Here is a 20,662-nt window from a genome sequence, read left to right as displayed (position 1 = left end):
AGGGAAAAGAAGAGAAAAAAGAACTGAAAGCGTAACGGCCTGCGGCAGTGCGCCCGGGGCTGGCATCATTTTTAGCAACACCGGAACGCGGGAAAAACTCCCGGCCGACTACCAAAAACTAGGCTACTTTTGCAGCCGCGCCGGCTAGCCAGCCGGCCAACCAAACAATACTACGAAGAACCTGGCAACTGCGGGCATGGGGGTACTGACACTGCTTACGGATTTTGGCTACCGCGACCACTACGTGGCCGCGCTCAAGGCCCGTTTGCTGCATTTGGCCCCGGCGCTGCCGGTGATGGACATCACCCACGGCGTCGAGCCTTACAACATCGCGCACGCCGTGCACGTTCTGCGGGCCGTGTTTCGCGACTTCCCGGCCGGCACCACGCACCTTATTACGGTGAGCGATTACGGCGCCAGCGACGCCGGCGCCGTGGCCACGCCCGCCTGGCACGCCGCCGAGCACGCGGGCCACTACTTTGTGGCCGCCGACAATGGCCTGCTGCCGCTGCTCTGCGACGGTGTGCCCGCCCAGCTGGTGCGCCTGGCTAGCCCCGACGCCCTGCCGACGGCCGGCGCGGCGCCCGCGGCCAACCTGCAGCCGGTGTCGCTCAACCCCACCCGCGATATTTTGGCGCCGGCCGCCGTGCGGCTAGCCCTGGGCCAGCCCCTCAGCAGCCTGGGCCCGCCCGTAACGGACCTGTACCTGCTCACCAACCGGCAGCTGCGCCTGCAAGACAACCGCATTACCGGCCACGTGGTGCACGTAGACCACTACGGCAACCTTATCACCAACATCTCGCGCGAGGCGGTAGAGGTGGTGGGCCGGGGCCGCCCGGCGGCCGTGCACTTCGGCCGCGAAATTGTGCGCGAACTGCGCCCGCACTTTGCAGCCGCGCCCCCCGGCGAAATCGTGTGCACCTTCAACCCCCAGGGCTGCCTGTCGGTGGCCATCAACCAGGGACACGCCAGCGAGCTGCTAGGCTTATACTTTGATTCGCAGGTAGATGTACGCTTTGCCGAATAGCCCGCAAAAAAGGCCCACCGACAAGTAGTCGACGGGCCTTTTAAATTACGAAACACTGGCTCCTTATTTAGGGGCTACGGTCGAGTCAGTTTTAGCGGCGGGCGTAGCCGAGCTGTCGGCTGCCGAATTAGCTTCGCTGGGTACTACAACGGCCGTTTTTTCGGTGTCGGTTTCTTTGGGTTTGTCGCTGCAGGAAGCAAGCATCGACAAGGCCGCTAGGGCCGGAGCAGCCAGCCAGAGGGCACGGGGAGCGTAACGCATGAGAAAAATTGGTAGTAAATGATGAGTTAGAAGCCACCTTGTACGCCCGGCCGGCCCAGAGGTTAAGCCCGAGCTTATCCAACCCGCCTCGATTTACCTGATTATCAAGCCTAGTCCCTTCTATCCGTGCTCATCCGTCTCGTTCGCCTTCCCCTGTCGCCGGCCCACGTAGCCGATTTTTTACAGCTGTTTCGGCAGGCCGAAAGCCGCATTCGCCAGCAGCCCGGCTGCCAGCACCTCGAACTGTGGCAGGATGCCGACCACCCCCACACCTACTGCACCTATAGCCACTGGCACGATGCCGCGGCCCTGGATGCCTACCGCCGCTCGGCCCTGTTTGGGGAGGTGTGGCCCGCCACCAAGCAGCTGCTGGCTAGCCCGGCACAGGCCTTTTCGGTGGTGCGCGTGGCGGAGGGCGCCTAATTTTTCAATCAATTTCTCAACTAATGCCCGGCCGGGCCGGTACTCTTGGGTGCCGGGCTAGCCCTTCCCGCCTACCGGCCCCCTTCTATGCCTGATACTCCCGATTATTTCGCCTTTTACGGCCTACCCGAAGCTTTCTTACTCGATGAGGCGGCCCTCAAGGCCAAGTATTATCAGCTCAGCCGTGAGCTGCACCCCGACTTCCACGCCCAGGACACTCCCGCCGCCCAAGCCGAGGCCCTGCGCCTGAGTACCCTCAACACCGACGCCTACCGCACCCTCGCCGACCCCGACCGCCGCATGGCCTACCTGCTAGGCCAGCATGGCCTGCTGGAAGAAGGCAGCGCCCAAAACCAGCTGCCCCCTGACTTTTTGATGGAGGTCATGGACCTCAACGAACAGCTAATGGAGCTGGAATTTGAGCCCGACCCTGCCGCCACTGCCAAGCTAACCACCGAAGTATCGGCCCTAGCCGATACGCTCGACGCTGGTATTCAGCCCGTACTGGCCGGCTATGCCGGCCTGCCCGCCGGCCATCGCCCCGCCGCGCTAGCCCAAGTGAAGACGTATTATCTAAAAAAACGCTATCTCTTGCGGCTTCGCCAGCAATTAGCTACCTTTGCGGCCCGCTCGTAATTACCGACCGAGCGGCATGAAATGCCCAGATGGCGGAATCGGTAGACGCGTTGGTCTCAAACACCAATACCGCAAGGTGTGCCGGTTCGACCCCGGCTCTGGGTACTAGGAGCTAGTGAAATAGCTCAGAATGCTACTAGAAGGCCCCTTCTCATACGTGAGAAAGGGCCTTTCCTGCTTTCATCCTACCCCATTGTTTACCATTTGTTGACCAAAAAAAATATTGTTGACCAACATGGGCTATTCTGCTACCGTCCTTACGCGCCGGCCGGCGCGTAAGGACGGCACCTGCCAGGTGCGCTTAGTGGTCATAATAGACCGGCGGGTGATGCAGCTGAGCCTGGGCATTGCCTGGCCGATAGCTCTCTTCGACGAGGCAGAAGGCAAGTGCCTGGCTAGCCGCCCGCCCAGGTCTCGGCCAGCCGACTACGCCGAGCAGCTGGCGGCGGCCCAGGCACGGGCTGGCGGAGCGGAAGCCTTTTCCCAACTGGCCGACGACTACTCGCTGCTCATCGGCCAGGCCAGGGCCAAGGCCAACACCATTTTCGTCGGGTGTCGGCTGAGCAACATGGTGCTCACGGCTGAGAAGTTTTTGCAGGACTTCAACACGGAGGGCAGCAAAACCGACTTTGTGAGCTACTTCCACCACAAAATCATCGAGCGCCACCGCAAAGGCAAGATTTCGGATAACACGAAGAAAAACCACCTTAGCACCTGGCGCGAGTTGAAGCGATTCCGGGAAGTCATTGCCTTCCACACGCTGAGCCTAGAGTTTGCCGATGAATTCAACGACTACCTGCTTAAAAGGGTGAAGAGCCTCAATACACGCTGGGGGCGGCACAAGGACGTGAAAACGTACCTAGCCTTGGCTAAGAAGGACCGGCTCAAGTTAGAGAATCCGTATGAGCACTTCAAAAACAAGGACGAGCCCGGCAAGTGGAAGGCACTGAAGCCCGACGAGCTGGCCAAGCTGGAGGCGTACTACCGGCTCTGCACACCGGGCACCATCTACCGGCGGGTACTGGCCAAATTCCTCTTCAGCTGCAACTCGTCCTTGCGGCTGGGCGACCTCAAGAACATCGGGGCCGCCAAGCTGGAGAACCGGGAGCTGATTTTTAAGGCTCAGAAGACTTAAGCCAAGAAGCTTCAGGAGACGATGCTGCCGCTCACCCGCAAGGCAGTGGCTTACCTGCAAGAGGCGCAAGAGGAAGAGGATTTGCCCGGCTTCTACAACTACACCGACCAGTATTCCAACCGCGTGCTCACGGCCATCGGCCAGATGCTGGGCATCGAGTCGCGCATCCACTGGCACGTGGGCCGCGAAACATTCGGCACCGAGTTTGTGCGCCGGGGCGGCAACATCACGGTACTGCAAAAGCTGATGGACCACGCCAAAATCAGCACCACCATGAAGTACGTGCATGTCGATGCCGATATGAAGCGGGCAGCTATCGCGCAACTTGATGCGATGGATGACGCCGCATAGGTATCTCCTATCCTTCCCTACTGCACACAAAAAAGCCCTGCCGGTTGGCCGGGCTTTTTTATTCTAGTTACTGGTCATTCCCAGTGGATTATTCTCTCGGACGTAATGGACCGTGGTATTCATGTCTAATATTATTATCCCTAATGAACTCACCAGTCAATCTATCAAGCTCCTGCATTACAGGCTTATGCAAAGCAATGATATTCTGCGTGTACGCTCTATATTTTGCTAAAATTTCATTGCCCTTCTCCCGGTCATTTAATAGCTTCGTCAACTCTAAAGAAATCCAATAAGGTATTTGAGTAGCAACCTTTAACTGTTTTATGTAGACAGTTAACTGAGACGTTACTTTATAATCGCCTTCCTTTCTTTCAAGCCCTTGTACAAAATTTATTCCTTGCTTATCTGCATGCGCAACATGGCTAGCTAGCTTATAATAATACTGCATCATCTCGAACGAGATTAATGGAGTCATTCTGTCCATTTTAAGTACGTCCATCAGAATCGCACTAAATGACCAATCATTCTTGAGCTTAGTACGATAACTCCTGTTGCCCCAGCTAGGCTTGGCTTTGATTATAGCCTCTTCTTCAGGCAGAAGAATTAACTGTCTAATAGTTTCGGGAGTAGTAATTCTACCCGAATTTATCAACTCTTTTGCCCTGTCAGAATGCGAAACTCTATCTATTTCATCAAGTACAACCCAAAATTCATCGAGCTTTTTTTCTAAATCTGCTAATTCCTCTTGACTAACTATTTTTAGAAATTTGATAAATGCCTCTAATACCGTACGGAGTATTATTTCTGCATCCCAAAAAAGCCCCATTTTGGAAAGAATCACTAAGGCATTAACCCTTCCCAAAATAAAATATATTAAAGGCTCAATATCCGCAAAGAATACAGGATTGCGACCCAAAAGCTGACTAATATCAGCAGCGATTCCGGCTACTTCATCATCAGAAGCCTTAGTAGACAACTTTTTTATTTGTTCAAAGGATAAGGCCTCCATGTTCAACGCACTTTTTAATTATTAAAAACACTTCCGACACGCCCGCTTCCCCAGCTTCTCCGCCTCACTCGTGGGCATGGCCTTGAGCGGATGCGAGCAGCGGTTTAGCCCATTGCAGCCCTCGGAGCTGTGGTAGGCGGTCGGGCTCATGCACACGCACATGGTCGCCGTGGGGGCGCTGGGGCCGCCGCCACTGGAGTAGCTGAGCGTGGGGGCGCGGCTAGGGTGGTGCCGCCAGGGCCAGCAGCAGGGTAAGGGTGGGTAGGAAGTGCTTTATTCGACCAAGATACTACGGTGCTGCAAGATTGGACTATTTTCTCGTACCAGCTTAGCTAGCGCAGCGCTAAACGCTCGCTTACGGGCCGCAGCTTCTGCACAAAACAGCATATAAATACCTGCTGCTGAGACGCGTATAAATACATTATTTAGCTGCTTATATACTTCTAGGTGTGCCGCATCTTGCCGCACGGCTACCCGCACCCTGAAAGTGGCTTACGTGCGGCGCAGGGTCGATTTTGGCCCCCGCCCCAGTGGCTACGGCGGGGCCAGGACTGCCCCCGGGCCCGCCGCCGCGGGCGTTGGGGCCACGCCGGCCGGCGCCCATTCGGGCCAGGCTAGTACGTTTGCCGCAGTAGCCACTGCCTTAGTCTTGCAGCCCCTCTATTTCTCTCTTCTTCCTACGAGTACAGCTTCCTCTCTCACGCTCGGCAGCACGAGCTGGCAATGGACTAACCTGGGCCAGCCCAACGGCGCGCAGCCCGCCGTTGGCGTGGGCACCACTACGGCCGGCGGCTACTTCAACGCCCTGGTGCTCGACGCGCCCGGCAACCTCTGGACCTGCTGGCTCGACGGCAGCGGCTGGCAGTAGTATCAGCTGCCCAACGGCCCGCAGGTGGGCATGCCGCTGGGCACCGTGGTAGCAGGCGGTGACCCCAACGTGCTGGTACTAGCCCCCCAGGACGTGCTCTGGAACAGCTGGCTCACCAACGACAACTGGCAATGGGGCAAGGAGAGCCCGCCCGGCAGCAACGTCTCGCTCACGCAGCCGCTGGGCACGACCGTAGTGAGCAACGGCGATGCCTACGCCTTTGCCCTGAACCAGGAACAGAATACCTGGGCCTGTTGGTACGACACGGCCTGGCAGTGGACGGACTTGGGCCAGCCGGCCTCGAATACGAACGTTGTGCTGCCCGTGGGTACGGGCCTATTTGGCAGCAACGCCGCCCTGTTTGGCCTCGACATTCAGGGGAATTTATGGATGCTACTCTCTTCACAGTCCGGCACCTAACAATCGCCCCTAACTGCCCAGGCCACTCAAAAAAAGCCCCGCCGATTGGCGGGGCTTTTTTTGGTCACTAGCGGCTAGGCAGGGGCCAATGCTGCCTGCTTCTCCCGCACGTAGCGCTGCGCTACTTCCAGCTGCTTGCCACTGAAGAGCGTCTCCAGGGCGAGCGTTCCGGTCGGGGCCGCGCCACTGGCCCCCGGCAGTGCTAGCTGCGCGTAAACCGTATCGACGGCCTCCACCGCCGAGTTGTATTCGTTGTACTTCTGCTCCACAACATCGCGGTCGGCCTTCGTGATGTCCAGCGCCAATTTATACGTGGCGTAGGTGGAAGTATAATCCTGCGGGTTGTTTTTAAGAATCTCCGTCAGGCTCTTCTTCTGCGCATCCCGAATACTGATAATGAGGCTGTTCAGCACATTAAGCTCATACTCCGTTGTGGCCAGAATTTGTTGCAGGCCAATGGTCTGGGCCTCCTTCACGCTCATGTACGTCTCAAATACAATCTGAAACGAGCCGATGTATTGGTTGGAGAAGAACTTCTGATTCTGATAAACGGAGCCCATTGAACCGAAAAATAAGTGCAGGCCCCCGGAGAGCGGCATGTCCTTCAGCACGGCCTTCTGCGAGACACTGGATGCCACCGAGAATTGCGACAGCACTGCCGAAACCATGGCTTGCACCCGCGCAATTACGAGGTCGTAGTCGCCGGCAAAGCTGGCGATAAATTCTTTCGCTTCGTCAACGGTACTCTTCTCGGCCTCTTTCGAGCCGGGTACTGCTGCGCTAGGAAAGTTGCCGCCCTTCAACGCGTTGCCAATTGATTCGGTAATCTTCACGATGCGGTCGAGGCTCCAGTCGTCGTAGTTCTGGTAATCACTCTGCCGGTTGCCAAACAGGCGGGCGTGGTCCCATTTGTTGGCATTGTAGTGCTTGGCTACGAGAGCATCGACCTCTTGTTGAATGCCATCCTCCCGAACCTTCGCTTCCGCTTGCAGCGTATCCATAAAGGCGCGAAACTCCTGGTTGGCTTTTTCTTTTTCTTCAATCCCTTTTGATTTTCCCATGACGATAGAGAAGTGAGTGGTGAAAAATGTACACCACAAAGCAATGATTCGGCCGGAGGAAATTAAAGAGAATAACTACTTGTTTTACAAGCACAAGTATTTCTACGTGACCTACCCGTACTAGTACCTACCCCGCCCCCGCTAGCGCATCAGGGCGTGCCACTTTTGCGCGGGCTCACGCATATAGCCGGCAAAATTCCGTTGCCTAGATGCTTGGCCACGATGGCCAGAATGCTCACCACACCGCCTCCTTAAAAAGGCCGGTCGAGTCCAGGTACTGCTCGGTGTAGGACTTATAGCCCACGCCGTAGCTCTCCAGCAGGTTCAGGTGCTGGAGCGTGGGCAGGGCGCCCTCGTGGCTGAAGCGGTCGGGGTTCCGGAACAGTACCAGGTCGAAGCGCCGCTTGTGGGCAGCGGTGAAGAACTGCGTGAACTGCTCGCGGTTCGCAGTGCCCCCACGCTCCTTCCCGGTGTACTTGTTATATATATACTGTGTAGCCGTGGGCCAGGGCATGGGTGCGCAGGTCGGGCAGTTGGTTATCGACCGACGGGCCTTTGGTCGATACCCGGGCGTAGATTGCTACTCTCAGCCTGCTTCTGCCGCTGCATCAATTGCCTGTATAATTGGGGATAAGGCTTCTAATACAACCTTAGTCAGAGCTAATAAGCAGTGAAGAGTTGTAGGTACCCCTCCTAAACTGAATATTTTATCAATTGCCAGAAGGTCGACTTGCTCTGGATTCTTATTTTTAGGCTGGCCGAGATGCACTCCACCGTTCACATGCGCAACCATAAGAATTATTTCTCGCACTGTTATTACCCTTTCTTGAGTAGCGATGCAAGGCGTTCGAAAAAACTGGTTTAAATCGACTGAAATCAGCCGGTGATTTAATCGTGGATTAGGCGCTAGTTGAACATATTCAAAGACATAATCCTCGTTACACTTCCCAAAATCCGGAAAATTAATTATTGAAAACAACAGCTTAACATTATACCTTTTAGCTATTGCCGGCGCAATGCCACCCCCATCCAAAAACATCTGGCGCAGTAAAGAGGAGGCCCTAATCATATCATAGGGGTCAAACCTCTCAACCCGCTCCTGTAGCTCTTGATAACCGTTATACAATAAGTATTCGTCTAGGGGAAGCGGCTCCATTTTCATGTAAATTAAGAGAATGTTATACTTGCAGTAAAGCTACCAATAAGCATCCACAAAACGGAGCTTATCGGGGGCTGTATAAAATGTGCCGCTAAACAGTCTATGAGAGCTTTTTTCACCCTGCTTTTTTGCCTGTGCATTGGCTTGGGCCACGCGCAGCAATTGCTGGCCCCCTTGCCCGTCAACACTACCACAGGGCTTGTTACCTACATGGCCGTAGTACCTACGCCAGGCGTGATTCAGAGCAGCTTAGTAGCGCGGGCTAAAGTATGGGCGCACCGGGTAAGTACAGCTAACAAACCCCCACTTGTTGTGAGCGAGCTAGGCACCGATGTGCTATTTGTGGCTGGTAGCCAAGCGATAAACGCTTCGTATGATGTCCCGCCTCGGACCCTCTACTTCCTGGCTCAGGTATCCATGCGCGAGGGCCGCTATCAATACCGATTCGACGAGCTAACCCTGGAAATGATTAGTCCGGTTGGCGTGCCCTATTACCAATCAGTCGAAGCTGCTTTCCTGCAGCAATCACCCCCGAAGGCTACCGGCAACTCCGCTGCTACCCGCCTGCGCAAGGCCTTTGACGAGGCCTTGGCGCAAGCTGGCGCCAGGCTGCATAACACCCTCACTACGCCGCTGGCGCCCCCCAACGAAGCTGGCTTGGATTGGTAGCGCGCTAGCTTAAGGGACTGCTATGCCACCCCGCCCTAAGCAACCTGACCTATGACAGACGCCCACTACCCTACAGGAAACCCTGCAGGTTATCCTGCAGAATCAGCAAGCCCTCAACAGCCGCATCGAGTCGCTCGCGCACCTAACGGAGCTGGGGTTTCAAACCCTCGATACTACCCTGGAGCTAACCCGCACTGCTACCCCAACTAGCGGACGCTCATGTCGAGGTCGTTTGGGAGGAAGCGCGCCTTAGTAAGCAGGTGCTGCTGAACGAGGTGCTACCCCAACTCGCCACTCCTGGCACTGATACCCCTACAACTCCCACCCCGCTCGCCCCCGCATCCGGGTCGACCATTCCTTCATGGGCCGGTTTAACACTGATTTAGCAAAACCGCACTAAGTACTTGAGCAGTGGACCAATTATTGGCCCCGGCGCTGGGTACCAGGAAGCATTAAGTGCAACCCAAGGCGCGGGCCACGGTGAGCGTGTACCTGAGCCGGCGGGCGGCCGAAACCCTGGGCCGCCAGGCCACACCCGAGCGGCAGCATGACGGGGCCCGGCTGCTGCCGGTGTTGGCCAATCAGTTTATGAGCCGCTACCTCAAAAAATAACGCGGCTGACGGGGCTGAACCGGCCGGTGGAAGTGGTGAGCACGGAGGGCGGACCTGCAGCAACGCGGCCTTTCCATAGTAGCCCCGACCTGATGCACGTACTTTGCCTGCTCTTGCTGCCCGCTGGCAAATTCATTCTGCGGTAGTAGACCACCTCAGGGCCGCAGCGCGCCCACGTGCCGGTACGTGTTGAGGAGCACGCCCGTGGACGTCGCCTGTGAGCTGACGAAGGCAAGCTCGCACGGTTCGGCCTGGTCTGCAAACAAGCGCTTGCCCCGGCCTAGCAAAACCGGGTAGACCAGCAGCACCACCTCCTCGGCCAGCCCCTGCCCGAGCAGCACGGACGTGAGCGTGGAGCTGCCGCAGACGATGAGGTCCGGGCCGTCCGTGGCCTTGAGCGCGCGAATACCGGCGAAAACATCCGCGCCCAGGTCCGCGACCGGGCCCCAGTCGAGGCCGTCGGGCCGGTGGGTGGCAACGTACTTGGTGGCCGCATTCAGGTTATTTGCCATTGGGCTATCCCCGGCCTGCGGCCAGAAGCCGGCCCAGGCATCGTAGGTGCGGCGGCCCAGCAGCAAGTCGAAGCTACTGCCATAGGCCTCAACGACGGCCGCTAGCCCCGCCGGGGTTCGGTAGGGAGTCGTCCAGTTGCCGTGCGCGAAGCCGTCGCCGTTTTCGTGCTGCAGCACGCCATCCAGCGAGACGTGTTCTATGATTCTGATTTTTCTCATGTGGTAAGCAGCTAAATTACTGGCCAGGGCAAGATGGATGGCACCTACTACGGAGGGTCAATTAGGGCCAGCGCTGCCGGCGCGCAACGCTGGCTATCGGCGCTGGCAATGGAAGTACTGCCGGCGCCGAGCAGCTCCCGAGCCTTTTTTCGATATTAGCTCCGGCAAGCCGGACCGGCCGGCGCGCTGGGTTCCGGCGGGCCCGGCCCGGCAGTTTCGTGGCTGTTGGCTGCGTGCTGCTGGTGGTAGCTGAGCAGCCGCAGCAGCGCACGCGCTGCGCCGGGATGCAGCGCTAGCCTTACGCCACTGCTTTTCGGGACGGGCAGCGCCCCCGCAAAGCCCTAGCCCGGCTACCAACCCGCCGTAGCACGACCGGCCCGCTTTAAAAAATGTTTGAATACTATACCAAGCCGTTTCATTCGTGTTTTCCGGCCGGGTAGCGCTACCCGACCTTTATCCAGCAGTTTGAAGCGAGTGTATCGGTCCTGAAATCAGCATTTTGTTCAGCCGGGCAGGGATGCGCAATAGTCCGCAAGCTCGCCAAAATTACCTACTTATCAATTACTTAGCAAATAAACGCCGCTCATCATTTTTCAGAGAAGACAAAATACAGACCGTAGAATTAAATAATGGCGTAAAAATGCCCGTGCTGGGTTTTGGCGTTTTCCAGGTTCCTGACCCCGCCGAGTGCGAAGCCAGCGTCGTCGAAGCCATTAAAGTGGGCTACCAGCTGATTGATACCGCTGCTTCTTATATGAACGAGGAGGCCGTGGGCAAAGCCATTAAGCGCAGCGGCGGGCCCCGCGAGGAGCTGTTTATCACCACCAAGCTGTGGGTGCAGGATGCCAGCTACGCGGGGGCCCGGCAGGCGTTTGAGGCGTCGATGCAGAAGCTCGGGCTCGCCTACCTGGACCTCTACCTCATTCACCAGCCTTTTGGCGATGTGCACGGCGCATGGCGCGCTACGGAGGAGCTTTACCAGGCTGGCCGCATCAGGGCCATCGGCGGCAGCAATTTTGCCCCCGACCGCCTCATGGATTTTTTGGTGCAGCACGAGGTAAAGCCCGCCGTGAACCAGGTAGAAACCCACCCCTTCCACCAGCAGGTAGCCGAGCAGCAGTTTATGGCCGACAACGGCGTGCAGATTGAGGCCTGGGGGCCGTTTGCCTTCGGCAAACGGCCCCCGCGGTGCAGCCCGTAGCGGCCCTGCAAAGCGAGTACTCGCTTTGGTGGCGCGAGCCCGAGCAAAGCGTGCTGCCCACCCTGGCCGAGCCAGGCATTGGCTTCGTGCCGTTTAGCCCGCTGGGCAAGGGGTTTCTGACGGGCAGGATTTACGAAAGCACGCAGTTTGATAAGTCCGACTTTCGCAACACGGTGCCGCGCTTTGCGCCCGAAGCCCGGCAGGCCAACCAGGCGCTGGTCGACCTGCTAGGCCACATCGCCGCCGCCAAGCAGGCCAGCACAGCATCGAGCAGGCGCTCAGTCAGGTAGAAATTCAGGGCACCCGCTACTCTGCCCAGGCGCAGCAAATGATTAACCGCTAGGCCAATAAGCAGCTCGGCGTTAGTGTTGCGGCGGCTGATTGGCGCTGCCAGTCAATTTAAGCGGCCGGGCCAGGTGCGAGAACGTGAGCGAGCCCAGCTTCCACTCGCCGTCCTCTTTGAGGTACACCTCCGTCACCATGAAGGGATTAACAGCTTCCTTGCCGCCGACCATGGCCACCAGGTCAATGTCATTCAGCAGGATGGCGGTGTTGCCAAAGGTGTTCACGGCCGCCGAATACACTTCGGCTTTCTTGTACCAAATCATCCCACCCTTGATGATGCCCAGCTCCTGGTCTTTTCCCCAGCTGCCGCCCATGTGCACGAAGACGCAGCTCTGCTTAAAAAGCCCGTTTAAGGCGTCGACGTTTTTGTCGGCCATCCAGGTCCATTTGGTTTTCGAGAGGGCCAGGAGTTCCTGCTCCTCTTGGGTGAAGGCGGCGCCGGCAGCACCGGGTAGCTTGGCCTGCGCATGGGCCGGCGGCAGGCCGGTAAGAAGCAGGCCCAAGGCCAGAAATAGCGTTTTCATGCGGTGGGGTGGGTTGCGTGGCTATTGGTGAGGCAGTGGAGAACGGGGCAAAAGGCGCGCACTGAAGCCGGCGAATCTTCCCTCCCCCTTGTCCCCATTGACTAGGGCAAGTACTCTGGTCAGCGGCCGGGGCCCGGGCCCGCTGCGGTTCATCCTGGCATCGCTCGCAGCCGGCAGGCCGGGCTAGGCAATAGTTTTGTCACGGGGCGCTTGGTGGTGTTGCCCCACAAAGGTCAGGCAACGCTACGAGGCCGGAAAATGCTAATCAAACGAATCAGTATACAATTCAAATAGTTTGGGAGCACAAAGGCTTGCGGCTCCCAAACACGCTCTAAGTCAGCCGGTACCAGGCCGGCCGTGAGGAGTAGCGCGCATAGCCGCCCGAAAGGCGCGCCAGCACGCAAGCCCTTAGGAAGCGGCCAGAGGCGCTACGCCAACTCTGGCTGCCCGGCCGGGGCAAAGGCGGGGCTACCGGCATCTTTTGGCGCCGGGGCTAGCTTTGCGGCTCTTTCTTATCTGCTTCTTATGAACATCTTCTCCGTGGCACCCCGGCGCGCCGCGCTGCTGCTAGGCCTGGCCTGGGGCAGCACCCTGGCGGCCGCGCCTACTGCTACTGCCCAAACCTTTGCCAAAGGTGCCGACGTAGGCTGGCTCCAGCAAATGGAGGCCACCGGCTACACGTTCTACAACGAGCAGGGAGTGGCCCAGGACTGCCTCACGATTCTGAAAGCCCAGGGCATCAACGCGATACGGCTGCGGGTATTCGTCAATCCTTCTGCTGACAAGGCCAGTGGGCATTGCAGCCCCGCCGAAGTAGCGGCCATGGCCAAGCGCGCCGCCGACCGCGGCTTCCGGGTGATGATAGACTTCCACTACAGCGATACCTGGGCCGACCCGGGCAAGCAGGCCAAGCCCGCCGCCTGGGCCGGCCACTCCTTCGCGCAGCTGCTTACCGATGTGTACGACCACACTTTCAGCACCATGCAGCTGCTGAAGGCCGCCGGCGTGACGCCCGAATGGGTGCAGGTGGGCAATGAAATACCGGGCGGTATGCTCTGGCCCGAGGGCAGCACCAAAAACTTTCCGCAGCTAGCCCAGCTCATCAGCAAAGGCTACGCGGCGGTGAAGGCCGTGAGCCCCACCACCAAGGTGATTGTGCACCTCGACCGGGGCAACGATAACGCGCTGTACCGCAATTTCTTCGACCAGCTTACGGCCAACGGTGGCAAGTTCGACGTCATCGGCATGTCGTATTATCCCTACTGGCTCAAGCAGGACTACACGGCTTCCATAGCCAACCTGCGCGCCAACCTGGCCGATATGGTGCAGCGCTACCCCGGCAAGGAAGTGGTGGTGGCCGAAGTCGGCAACGATTATACCCAGGTGCAAAACACTTACGACATGCTCGTAGCCACCCAGCAGGCCGTGCGGGCCGTGCCTCAGGGCAAGGGCCTGGGCGTGTTTTACTGGGAGCCCGAAGGTGCCAAAAGCTGGAGCGGCTATCAGCTCAGCGCCTGGGCCGACGATGGCAAGCCCTCGCCGGCCCTAAAGGCCTTTCTGGATGCGGCCCCGCCCAAGCCCACCCCGGCCGCGCCCACCAAACCAGCTAAAAAGAAGTAACCAACTAGGCCGGTTGCCTACCAAAAGGAGGCCTTAGCGGAGCCTGGCGGGCTAGCCCGCCAGGCTCCGCTAAGGCCTCCTTTTTTTACTTGCTACTCCAGCCTTCAGCTCACTGGCCGCTTACCGGCGGCGGTGCGCTGGGCGAGGTAATGCCGCAGCTCGGCTGCGCTGCCGGTTTTTAAGTTGCTGAGTGGCAGCACCAGGCTCCGCTTTCCGTAGTACACCACCAGGATTTCTTCAACCCGCAGGGCCTGCCAGATGGCTACCATACCTAGCACCGTCGGAATGAGGGGCGTGGCCACGGCCCGCACGTCGACACGGCCCTCCGGCCTGGGCGAGGTCAGGAAGAGGTAGAGGCTGACGGCCGTCCAGAGGCCCACGCCCAGGCAGGCCAGCCCGAAGGCCAGCAGCAGCCACCAGTTTTGCACCGACCGGCCGCGCGTCACCTCCACCCTACTCATGGCGGCATACGGAATGTGTGCGAACGCAAACCGGCTGCGCAGCCGGTGCAGGCCGGTTTCATCCAGCCCAAATTCGGGCGTGACAAAGGCGTAAGCAGCCATTTATTTTACAACCGGCTTGAAGCTGATGGCCGCGCCGCCGCCCGCCGCCAGCTTCAGCACGAGGGCCGACTTGCTGGTAACGACTTGCTTGGTAATCTGATAGCTGGCGGGGTTCTTCTGCCAGTCGGCGCCTTTGCCGTCGGCGTAGATGGTGGCTTCGTAGCGCTGGCCGGGCGTGAGGAAATCGAGCTTAATGGGCTGGGTGCGGGCGTTTTCATCGGTGATGCTGCCCAGGTACCACTCGTCTTTGCCCTTGGCCTTGCGCACGGTGGTGAGATAGTCGCCGGGCTCGGCGGCCAGAATGCGCGTGTCATCCCAATCCACGGGCACGTCTTCGATGAACTTGAAGGCGTCGAGGTGCTGGTTGTAGTTTTCGGGCAGGTCAGCGGCCATTTGCAGGGGCGAGTACAGGGTCACGTACAGGGCCAGCTGCTTGGCTAGGGTGGTGTGCACGCGGCGCTGGCCGGTGGGCTCGTAGTTGGTGAGCTTGAAGATGCCGGGCGTGTAGTCCATGGGCCCGCCCATGAAGCGGGTGAAGGGCAGAATCGTCTCGTGCTCGGGCGGGTTGCCCTCGCTGAAGGCGTTGAACTCGTTGCCGCGGGCGGCTTCGCAGGCCAGCCAGTTGGGGTAGGTGCGGTGCAGCCCAGTGGGGCGCACCGATTCGTGCATATCGACCATAATGCGGCTGGCGGCCGTTTTTTGGGCGGTACGCACGTAGTGGTTCACCATCCACTGGCCGTCGTGGTGCTCGCCCCTGGGGATGATTTTGCCCACGTAGCCGGTTTTCACCGAGGTGTAGCCGTGGTCGTTCATAAACTTGTAGGCATCCTCCTGGCGGCGCTCGTAGTTGGTGACCGAGCCGCTGGTTTCGTGGTGCATAATGATGTTGACGCCCTTCCCAGCGGCGTAATTGCGCAGCTCATCCACCGCAAAGTCGGGGTAGGGCGTCACGAAGTCGAACACCTCTTCCTTCCAGTTGCCGACCCAGTCTTCCCAGCCCACGTTCCAGCCCTCGACCAGCACGCCGGGGATGTGGTGCGCGGCGGCAAAGTCGATGTAGCGCTTCACGTTGGCCGTGTTGGCACCGTGGCGGCCGTTGGGTTTGAGCTTGTTCCAGTCGGTGCCAGCCAGCTTGATGTTGGTGGTGTCGGCGTAGTTCCAGGTGGCTTTGCCGGTTTGCATCTCCCACCACACGCCCACGAATTTCTGAGGCTTAATCCAGCCCGTGTCGGCGATTTTGCTGGGCTCGTTGAGGTTGAGAATGAGCTTGCTGGCTAGCACGGCGGGCGCGTTGTCGGCCACTACTACCGTGCGCCAGGGCGTGTGCTCGGGCGCTTGCAGGTAGGCGAGGTTGCCCACGGCGTCGGGCACGAGCTGGCTGGCCAGGCCGAAGGTTTTGGTATCCACGTTCAGCATCATGGCCGGGTAATTGACCAGCGCCGCCTCGTGGATATTGACGTACAGCCCGTTATCGGCCTTGAGCATGAGCGGCGTTTGCACCCGCGTGGGCGCGGCCGGCAGCTCGATGGGCTTGATGGGCGTGGTGTTCACGGCGCTCAGCCGCGAGGTGGTGTAGGCGTACTCGTTCGAGTCGTAGTCGCCCGGAATCCAGAACGCCTGGTGGTCGGCGGGCAGGTTGAACTCGGTGCGCTCGCCGCTCACCACGAAGTAGGTGAAGCCCGGCTGCGCCGCCCACTCGTAGCGGAAGCCCAGCCCGTCGTCGAACACCCGGAAGCGCAGCACCATCTGGCGCCGGGGCGCGGTGGCCTGCTGCACCGTCACGGCTAGCTCGCGGTAGTGGTTGCGAATGGTCTTGGTTTCGCCCCACACCGGCGTCCAGGTATCGTCGTGCTGGCTGCTGTCGATGCGCGTCACCGTCAGGCCCTGCTCAAAGCCGGACTGGCCCTTCACCAGCACCCCTAGCCGGCTGGGTTTCAGCACCGGCTTGGCGCCGTAGCTCAGCTGGTAGGTGGGCTCGCCGGCCGCGCTCAGGCTGAAGCGCAGAGCGAGCTTGCCCGAGGGCGAGTGGATGGTTTGGGCGTGGGTAGCGGAAACGCTGAGAGTAGCTAATAGCAGGAATGCCCATTTAGCTCCGCTAATTACCGAATTATTCAAATTGAATTCTTTTAAATTGGAGTTCTGAATTTACAAAGTTGCTTGCAACACTAGAAACCTGCGTTTTAGTTATTGAAAAACAAAATGTTGACCATTTTATACGGTCCCATTTAAAAAGACTATGTAACAAAAATTCGAAATTATAATTTGGGCTTTGCAAGTCGATGTTGTAACAGAAAACATATTTTGCATTGCGAATTTTTTTATCAATATAGTATAGTTTAACGTATTCTCTTTCTTCATCTGTAAGAGCATGCCTATCATTATTATGTTCATCTCGGAAAAATAGTCTTAATCTATAAAAGTCGACTTTTCCACATAATTCTTCAAAGCGTTTTTTACCCAAAAAGTACTCATTCAGGTCAATCTCTACTAACTCTAGCTCATCAGTCAGGATTTTTAATTCTGTTGACGTATGCTCTATTCTATCTTGTTCAGCCTTTCTCAAGTCTTCTTCGTGCTCTGAAATAAACTGACTTGCTTCTAAATCATTATATCGTCTTCTCAATTCAATTATTTTTTCTCCCACCCAATTTGAAGAGGTCTGAAGCTTCGCTATTTCTCTAGCTCTTGCTGACTTAAGTTTGAATTCTATTTCACTAAATTCTTTAAATACAATTTCTTTAATAAAGTGAAGTTTCTCTTTGTTAATATCAAAAAAAACCAAAGAACTTACCTCTCCTACTGTTGAAGATTGAGTTAATTTTTTCAGCTGCTGCTTAATAACGGATACCACTATTTGCTGTTCCATAGTATTTAGAGCTAAGTGTATTGTACTCAATTCCCCACCGGCAACGTAATCGTCACTTCCGTGAACTGGCCTTCCTCGCTGGCTAGGGTAAAAGTACCGCCGTGGCCCTTGGTGATGCTGTCGTAGCTGAGCGAGAGGCCCAGGCCGGTGCCCTCGCCGGTGGGCTTGGTGGTGAAGAAGGGGTTGAATATCTTTTGCTTAAGTGCCTCGGGCACGCCGCTGCCATTGTCGCGAATTTTAATGTTGACCTGGCTAGCCGTGCGCTCAGTGCGCACCTGAACCTCGGGCTGGTAGCCGGGGCCGGCCGTGCGCTGGCGCTGGTGCACGGCGTAAAAGGCGTTGCTGAGCACATTGAGCAGCACCCGGCTGATATCCTGGGGAACGACGGGCACGGCGGGCAACCCCGGCGCAAAGTAGGTGGTGAGACGCGCATCGAAGCCCTTGTCTTTGGCGCGGGCGCCGTGGTAGGCTAGCTGGAGGTACTCCTGGGTGAGGGCGTTGAGGTCGGTGGGCTGGCGCTCGCCGGTGCTGGCGCGGCTGTGGGCCAGCATGCCCTTCACAATGGACGAGGCGCGCTGGCCGTGCTGGCTGATTTTCTGGAGGTTGGCCTGCACATCGGCCAGCAGCTCGCGCTCCAGCTCGGGGTCGCGGGTGGGGCGGGCAGCTTCTTCGGCCAGCTCGGCCAGCAGCTCGGTGCTCACTTCGGAGAAATTGGTGACGAAGTTGAGCGGGTTTTGAATCTCGTGGGCGATGCCGGCCGTGAGTTCGCCCAGCGAGGCCATTTTCTCGGCCTGCACGAGCTGGGTTTGGGCAGTTTTGAGGTCGGCCAGGGCTTGCTGCACGGCTTCCTTTTGCGCGTTGAGCTGCTGGTTGGCGCGCTGCTTGGCGCGGTTGCTGCGGATGAGCACCACGGCTAGCCCCACCAGGAGCGCAAAGCTGATGGCCAGCTTCGTTACCGCCTGCCGCTGGCGCTGCGCTTCCTGCTCGCTCAGCAGGCGGGCCTGGGTAAGGCGCTGAATCTGGGCTTCTTTGCGGAGCAGGTTTTGGCGGTAGGCCAGCGTGGCGAGCCGGTTGGCGGTGGCGGCGGCAGTGAGGCTGTCCTTGTAAGCCGTGTACTGGCGGAAGTAGTCCAGCGCCTTGGCGTAGTTGCCCTGTTGGGCGGCGGCGGTGCTCAGGGCCTGGCTACGGTCGCGGGCCTGGCGGCTGGCCGCGAGGCGCCGCGCCACCTGCGGCGAGCTGCTTTTGGCCGCTAGCAGGGTATCGAGCCACTTATCGGTTGGGATAACCTGGGCCAGCTGGGCACGCAGGTATTGCTGGAAGGCTGAAGTGCCGGGCTGGGGTACTGCCTCCTGCCTTGGGGTGGGCGCCGGCGGCACAGCGCGGCCCAGGCGCCGGCCAGCGCCGGTAGCTGGCCCGTTCGGCACTACCGGATTGATTCCCAATTCCCTGAGCACTTCCAAGCCTTCTTGCGAAGGAATTTCGGGCGGCGTGGGCCGGTTGCGGCGCATCGCCGCCCCTAGCTCCTTCACCAGGGGGTCGTAGGCCCGGAGGGTGGCGGGCGCCACGCGCGCCAGCCGCCGCTGCACCGCCCCCACTTCATTCAGGGCCCAGCCCTCTTCGCTAAGCTCGGTGAGCTGGCCGGCCAGCTGCGTGGCCTCTTGCAGCAGCGGCGTGGCCTGCCCGGGCTGCTGGGCTTGCAGCCGCAGGCTGGCCAGCCGGCTCAGGGCCACTATCTGGCCGGGCACGTAGCCCAGCTGCCGCGCCTGGGCTAGCAGCGAATCGGCCACTGGCACCTCGCTAATGGGTTGGCGCAGAGCGGCTTTGAGGCGAGCCACCGCGGGCGCCTGCGCCCACAGCGCAGGGGCAGCCAGGCAAAGCATAGCTAGCAAAAACAGGCTGGCAAACTGGCGGCGCAAATGCATGACCAAGCAGAAAAGAACGAGACGCAAAGGTGCAGCTTTTCGGCTGCTATCTCGACTACCGCCCCGCGGCTGGTTCGTTACGCCCGGCACTGTATTTTACTGGCGCCGGGGCCGGGCGCGAGTAGTTATTTGCTTCTTGGGGCGTGGGCAGCACTCCCGCTTTCGGGCTCTTTTCATCCGGCGTTCGCTGGGCGTGGCCTCCCCGCCAAACGACCCCAGCGGTGCGGTAGAGCTACGGCGAGCGGCTGGGCAGAGTAGCCCCGTTTTCCCCCAGTTATTGCATTCGCCCTCAGAACTGCAACGCCCGCCCCTGCTCGGGAAAAACCAACCGCAGCCCCAGCGTATTACCGGCCGCCAGCTGCTCTTTGATAAGTGCCTCGTTGCCAGGCGTGGGCTTGAGGTGGGTAATCACAACCGGCAGTCCACGCACCGCCGCCGGGCCCGCAAGCTGCGCCAGCACCCCTAGCTCGCGCAGCAGCAGCGCCGGCGTGAGGTGGCCGAACAGCTGCGCGGTGGGTTGCGCATTGGGATAAGAAGCCTCGATGAAAATGGCCTTTACCTGGTGGGCCTGCACCAGGGGCCACACGGCTAGCCAGAGGCTGTGCAGGCAACGCGAATGCTCTACTTCATCGGCGCCAGTGTCGCCCAGGTACAACAGGTAGCTAGCCCCGCTGCGTACCAAAAAAGCCGTGCTCTGCATGTTGCTGCCGTGGCTGAGTGGAAAAGCCCGCACGCTGAGCGACGTATTTTCGAGGGCCGTTTCCTGGCCGGGCGCCAGGGGCCGCAGCTGGTACTTGCCCAGCGCGGGCGGCGGGCCGCCGTTGCCGAAGTTGGGCCAGGCGCGCCAGTTGAAATAATCCTGCTGCACGGTGGCCAGGCAACTGGCTAGCCCATAAATTGGCTTGGCGGCATCATCGGGAGCATTGAGCAGCAGGCCCGCCACGTGGTCGAGGTGCGGGTGCGACAGGCAGTAGCCCTTGATGCGCTGCCGCAGTACCTCCTCAACCGGCGTAGCAAAAACGTGGCTCGCCACGGCCTTTTCCGCACCCGGCCGCAGGCTGCCCGCGTCGAGGCAGATGTAATCGGGGCGGCCCGCCGCGGCCACCAGGTAGGCCGAGAGGTTGCCTTCGGCCAGGCCGCCCTTCACCCCCAGCGGCACCACGCTAAAGGTGGGGCTGGCCGGCTGCGCCCCCGCGGGCCAGGCCAGCAGCCAGCTGGCTAGCACCCACCACTTTCGCATTGCCCGGGCCACGGCGGCG

24 protein-coding genes and 1 tRNA gene are annotated in these 20,662 nt (G+C 59.1%); 13 read left to right on the top strand and 12 right to left on the bottom strand.

The features are described 5' to 3' along the window. The first annotated feature begins 196 nt into the window (after nucleotides 1-196). Nucleotides 197-1,027 carry an SAM hydrolase/SAM-dependent halogenase family protein gene (locus Q5H89_RS10120; RefSeq protein ID WP_305019186.1) on the top strand — a complete coding sequence of 277 codons (831 nt, stop codon included), beginning with the start codon at nucleotides 197-199 and terminating at the stop codon, nucleotides 1,025-1,027. A gap of 63 nt (nucleotides 1,028-1,090) precedes the next feature. On the opposite strand, the gene Q5H89_RS10115 is transcribed toward Q5H89_RS10120, so the two are convergent. Further along, nucleotides 1,091-1,288, bottom strand: a complete 198-nt coding sequence (locus tag Q5H89_RS10115) for a hypothetical protein (protein WP_305019185.1) — start codon at nucleotides 1,286-1,288, stop codon at nucleotides 1,091-1,093. Between the two features lie 126 nt (nucleotides 1,289-1,414). Here Q5H89_RS10115 and Q5H89_RS10110 point away from each other — a divergent pair, with 126 nt between their 5' ends. The 5 genes from Q5H89_RS10110 (at nucleotide 1,415) to Q5H89_RS10090 (ending at nucleotide 3,833) form a co-directional block, all read left to right on the top strand. Next, nucleotides 1,415-1,711 carry a putative quinol monooxygenase gene (locus Q5H89_RS10110; RefSeq protein ID WP_305019184.1) on the top strand — a complete coding sequence of 99 codons (297 nt, stop codon included), beginning with the start codon at nucleotides 1,415-1,417 and terminating at the stop codon, nucleotides 1,709-1,711. An 87-nt stretch (nucleotides 1,712-1,798) separates the two neighbouring features. After that, nucleotides 1,799-2,347, top strand: a complete 549-nt coding sequence (gene hscB, locus Q5H89_RS10105; protein WP_305019183.1) for a Fe-S protein assembly co-chaperone HscB — start codon at nucleotides 1,799-1,801, stop codon at nucleotides 2,345-2,347. Between the two features lie 23 nt (nucleotides 2,348-2,370). Beyond that, nucleotides 2,371-2,452 (top strand) — tRNA-Leu (locus Q5H89_RS10100). Between the two features lie 130 nt (nucleotides 2,453-2,582). After that, nucleotides 2,583-3,482: a phage integrase SAM-like domain-containing protein gene (locus Q5H89_RS10095; RefSeq protein WP_305019182.1), complete on the top strand. Its 900-nt coding sequence runs from the start codon at nucleotides 2,583-2,585 to the stop codon at nucleotides 3,480-3,482. A 21-nt stretch (nucleotides 3,483-3,503) separates the two neighbouring features. Beyond that, nucleotides 3,504-3,833, top strand: coding sequence for a tyrosine-type recombinase/integrase (locus Q5H89_RS10090; RefSeq protein WP_305019181.1), 330 nt, complete (start codon nucleotides 3,504-3,506; stop codon nucleotides 3,831-3,833). 88 nt (nucleotides 3,834-3,921) lie between these two features. Here the strand turns inward: Q5H89_RS10090 and Q5H89_RS10085 are convergent, their stop codons facing one another. Further along, nucleotides 3,922-4,842, bottom strand: a complete 921-nt coding sequence (locus tag Q5H89_RS10085) for a DUF5677 domain-containing protein (RefSeq protein ID WP_305019180.1) — start codon at nucleotides 4,840-4,842, stop codon at nucleotides 3,922-3,924. A gap of 649 nt (nucleotides 4,843-5,491) precedes the next feature. Between Q5H89_RS10085 and Q5H89_RS10080 the strand changes: the two genes are divergently transcribed. Both Q5H89_RS10080 and Q5H89_RS10075 read left to right on the top strand, forming a co-directional pair. Then, complete coding sequence (locus Q5H89_RS10080; protein ID WP_305019179.1) at nucleotides 5,492-5,710, top strand: hypothetical protein; 219 nt, start codon at nucleotides 5,492-5,494, stop codon at nucleotides 5,708-5,710. 30 nt (nucleotides 5,711-5,740) lie between these two features. Next, a complete protein-coding gene (locus Q5H89_RS10075) occupies nucleotides 5,741-6,130 on the top strand; it encodes a hypothetical protein (RefSeq protein ID WP_305019178.1) in 390 nt (129 codons plus the stop codon). A gap of 74 nt (nucleotides 6,131-6,204) precedes the next feature. Here the strand turns inward: Q5H89_RS10075 and Q5H89_RS10070 are convergent, their stop codons facing one another. The 3 genes from Q5H89_RS10070 to Q5H89_RS10060 form a co-directional block, all read right to left on the bottom strand. Next, a complete protein-coding gene (locus Q5H89_RS10070; RefSeq protein ID WP_305019177.1) occupies nucleotides 6,205-7,191 on the bottom strand; it encodes a hypothetical protein in 987 nt (328 codons plus the stop codon). Between the two features lie 235 nt (nucleotides 7,192-7,426). Further along, the gene (locus tag Q5H89_RS10065) at nucleotides 7,427-7,705 is read right to left on the bottom strand and encodes a hypothetical protein (protein WP_305019176.1); all 279 of its coding nucleotides are present in this window, start codon (nucleotides 7,703-7,705) and stop codon (nucleotides 7,427-7,429) included. A gap of 72 nt (nucleotides 7,706-7,777) precedes the next feature. Continuing rightward, the gene (locus Q5H89_RS10060) at nucleotides 7,778-8,353 is read right to left on the bottom strand and encodes a hypothetical protein (protein WP_305019175.1); all 576 of its coding nucleotides are present in this window, start codon (nucleotides 8,351-8,353) and stop codon (nucleotides 7,778-7,780) included. 414 nt (nucleotides 8,354-8,767) lie between these two features. Between Q5H89_RS10060 and Q5H89_RS10055 the strand changes: the two genes are divergently transcribed. Further along, the gene (locus Q5H89_RS10055) at nucleotides 8,768-9,019 is read left to right on the top strand and encodes a hypothetical protein (protein ID WP_305019174.1); all 252 of its coding nucleotides are present in this window, start codon (nucleotides 8,768-8,770) and stop codon (nucleotides 9,017-9,019) included. A gap of 456 nt (nucleotides 9,020-9,475) precedes the next feature. Beyond that, the gene (locus Q5H89_RS10050) at nucleotides 9,476-9,631 is read left to right on the top strand and encodes a hypothetical protein (RefSeq protein WP_305019173.1); all 156 of its coding nucleotides are present in this window, start codon (nucleotides 9,476-9,478) and stop codon (nucleotides 9,629-9,631) included. A gap of 155 nt (nucleotides 9,632-9,786) precedes the next feature. Here Q5H89_RS10050 and Q5H89_RS10045 read toward each other — a convergent pair whose 3' ends face one another. After that, nucleotides 9,787-10,362, bottom strand: a complete 576-nt coding sequence (locus Q5H89_RS10045; RefSeq protein ID WP_305019172.1) for a dihydrofolate reductase family protein — start codon at nucleotides 10,360-10,362, stop codon at nucleotides 9,787-9,789. 640 nt (nucleotides 10,363-11,002) lie between these two features. On the opposite strand from Q5H89_RS10045, the gene Q5H89_RS10040 reads away from it, so the two are divergent. Together Q5H89_RS10040 and Q5H89_RS10035 are read left to right on the top strand one after the other, a co-directional pair. Then, nucleotides 11,003-11,563, top strand: a complete 561-nt coding sequence (locus Q5H89_RS10040; RefSeq protein ID WP_305019171.1) for an aldo/keto reductase — start codon at nucleotides 11,003-11,005, stop codon at nucleotides 11,561-11,563. Continuing rightward, the gene (locus Q5H89_RS10035) at nucleotides 11,551-11,853 is read left to right on the top strand and encodes an aldo/keto reductase (RefSeq protein WP_305019170.1); all 303 of its coding nucleotides are present in this window, start codon (nucleotides 11,551-11,553) and stop codon (nucleotides 11,851-11,853) included. Before Q5H89_RS10040 ends, Q5H89_RS10035 begins: the two co-directional genes overlap by 13 nt. Before the next feature lie 72 nt (nucleotides 11,854-11,925). On the opposite strand, the gene Q5H89_RS10030 is transcribed toward Q5H89_RS10035, so the two are convergent. After that, complete coding sequence (locus tag Q5H89_RS10030) at nucleotides 11,926-12,432, bottom strand: nuclear transport factor 2 family protein (RefSeq protein ID WP_305019169.1); 507 nt, start codon at nucleotides 12,430-12,432, stop codon at nucleotides 11,926-11,928. Between the two features lie 525 nt (nucleotides 12,433-12,957). On the opposite strand from Q5H89_RS10030, the gene Q5H89_RS10025 reads away from it, so the two are divergent. Then, nucleotides 12,958-14,052 (top strand): glycoside hydrolase family 53 protein, encoded by a 1,095-nt coding sequence (locus Q5H89_RS10025; RefSeq protein WP_305019168.1) that lies wholly within the window; start codon nucleotides 12,958-12,960, stop codon nucleotides 14,050-14,052. A gap of 104 nt (nucleotides 14,053-14,156) precedes the next feature. On the opposite strand, the gene Q5H89_RS10020 is transcribed toward Q5H89_RS10025, so the two are convergent. The 5 genes from Q5H89_RS10020 to Q5H89_RS10000 all read right to left on the bottom strand — a co-directional run bounded on the left by Q5H89_RS10020 (nucleotide 14,157) and on the right by Q5H89_RS10000 (nucleotide 20,643). Beyond that, nucleotides 14,157-14,615, bottom strand: a complete 459-nt coding sequence (locus Q5H89_RS10020) for a hypothetical protein (RefSeq protein WP_305019167.1) — start codon at nucleotides 14,613-14,615, stop codon at nucleotides 14,157-14,159. Beyond that, nucleotides 14,616-16,730, bottom strand: coding sequence for a glycoside hydrolase family 97 protein (locus tag Q5H89_RS10015; RefSeq protein ID WP_369810652.1), 2,115 nt, complete (start codon nucleotides 16,728-16,730; stop codon nucleotides 14,616-14,618). Beyond that, the gene (locus tag Q5H89_RS10010) at nucleotides 16,723-17,481 is read right to left on the bottom strand and encodes a hypothetical protein (protein WP_305019166.1); all 759 of its coding nucleotides are present in this window, start codon (nucleotides 17,479-17,481) and stop codon (nucleotides 16,723-16,725) included. Before Q5H89_RS10010 ends, Q5H89_RS10015 begins: the two co-directional genes overlap by 8 nt. Before the next feature lie 26 nt (nucleotides 17,482-17,507). Further along, nucleotides 17,508-19,403, bottom strand: a complete 1,896-nt coding sequence (locus tag Q5H89_RS10005) for a sensor histidine kinase (protein ID WP_305019165.1) — start codon at nucleotides 19,401-19,403, stop codon at nucleotides 17,508-17,510. A gap of 289 nt (nucleotides 19,404-19,692) precedes the next feature. Further along, entirely contained in the window at nucleotides 19,693-20,643 is a 951-nt protein-coding gene (locus Q5H89_RS10000) for an MBL fold metallo-hydrolase (RefSeq protein ID WP_305019164.1), read from the bottom strand. Nucleotides 20,644-20,662: the final 19 nt, after the last annotated feature.

The organism is Hymenobacter cheonanensis, from assembly GCF_030581075.1.
Taxonomy (GTDB): domain Bacteria; phylum Bacteroidota; class Bacteroidia; order Cytophagales; family Hymenobacteraceae; genus Hymenobacter.
This window is presented reverse-complemented; position numbering and strand designations above follow the sequence as displayed.

Coding starts and splice junctions, on each gene's coding strand:
- Q5H89_RS10120 (WP_305019186.1), top strand. CDS start 197: ATGGGGGTACTGACACTGCTTACGGATTTTGGCTACCGCGACCACTAC.
- Q5H89_RS10115 (WP_305019185.1), bottom strand. CDS start 1,288: ATGCGTTACGCTCCCCGTGCCCTCTGGCTGGCTGCTCCGGCCCTAGCG.
- hscB (WP_305019183.1), top strand. CDS start 1,799: ATGCCTGATACTCCCGATTATTTCGCCTTTTACGGCCTACCCGAAGCT.
- Q5H89_RS10095 (WP_305019182.1), top strand. CDS start 2,583: ATGGGCTATTCTGCTACCGTCCTTACGCGCCGGCCGGCGCGTAAGGAC.
- Q5H89_RS10090 (WP_305019181.1), top strand. CDS start 3,504: ATGCTGCCGCTCACCCGCAAGGCAGTGGCTTACCTGCAAGAGGCGCAA.
- Q5H89_RS10085 (WP_305019180.1), bottom strand. CDS start 4,842: ATGGAGGCCTTATCCTTTGAACAAATAAAAAAGTTGTCTACTAAGGCT.
- Q5H89_RS10075 (WP_305019178.1), top strand. CDS start 5,741: ATGCCGCTGGGCACCGTGGTAGCAGGCGGTGACCCCAACGTGCTGGTA.
- Q5H89_RS10070 (WP_305019177.1), bottom strand. CDS start 7,191: ATGGGAAAATCAAAAGGGATTGAAGAAAAAGAAAAAGCCAACCAGGAG.
- Q5H89_RS10065 (WP_305019176.1), bottom strand. CDS start 7,705: ATGCCCTGGCCCACGGCTACACAGTATATATATAACAAGTACACCGGG.
- Q5H89_RS10060 (WP_305019175.1), bottom strand. CDS start 8,353: ATGAAAATGGAGCCGCTTCCCCTAGACGAATACTTATTGTATAACGGT.
- Q5H89_RS10055 (WP_305019174.1), top strand. CDS start 8,768: ATGCGCGAGGGCCGCTATCAATACCGATTCGACGAGCTAACCCTGGAA.
- Q5H89_RS10045 (WP_305019172.1), bottom strand. CDS start 10,362: ATGAGAAAAATCAGAATCATAGAACACGTCTCGCTGGATGGCGTGCTG.
- Q5H89_RS10040 (WP_305019171.1), top strand. CDS start 11,003: ATGCCCGTGCTGGGTTTTGGCGTTTTCCAGGTTCCTGACCCCGCCGAG.
- Q5H89_RS10030 (WP_305019169.1), bottom strand. CDS start 12,432: ATGAAAACGCTATTTCTGGCCTTGGGCCTGCTTCTTACCGGCCTGCCG.
- Q5H89_RS10025 (WP_305019168.1), top strand. CDS start 12,958: ATGAACATCTTCTCCGTGGCACCCCGGCGCGCCGCGCTGCTGCTAGGC.
- Q5H89_RS10020 (WP_305019167.1), bottom strand. CDS start 14,615: ATGGCTGCTTACGCCTTTGTCACGCCCGAATTTGGGCTGGATGAAACC.
- Q5H89_RS10010 (WP_305019166.1), bottom strand. CDS start 17,481: ATGGAACAGCAAATAGTGGTATCCGTTATTAAGCAGCAGCTGAAAAAA.
- Q5H89_RS10005 (WP_305019165.1), bottom strand. CDS start 19,403: ATGCATTTGCGCCGCCAGTTTGCCAGCCTGTTTTTGCTAGCTATGCTT.
- Q5H89_RS10000 (WP_305019164.1), bottom strand. CDS start 20,643: ATGCGAAAGTGGTGGGTGCTAGCCAGCTGGCTGCTGGCCTGGCCCGCG.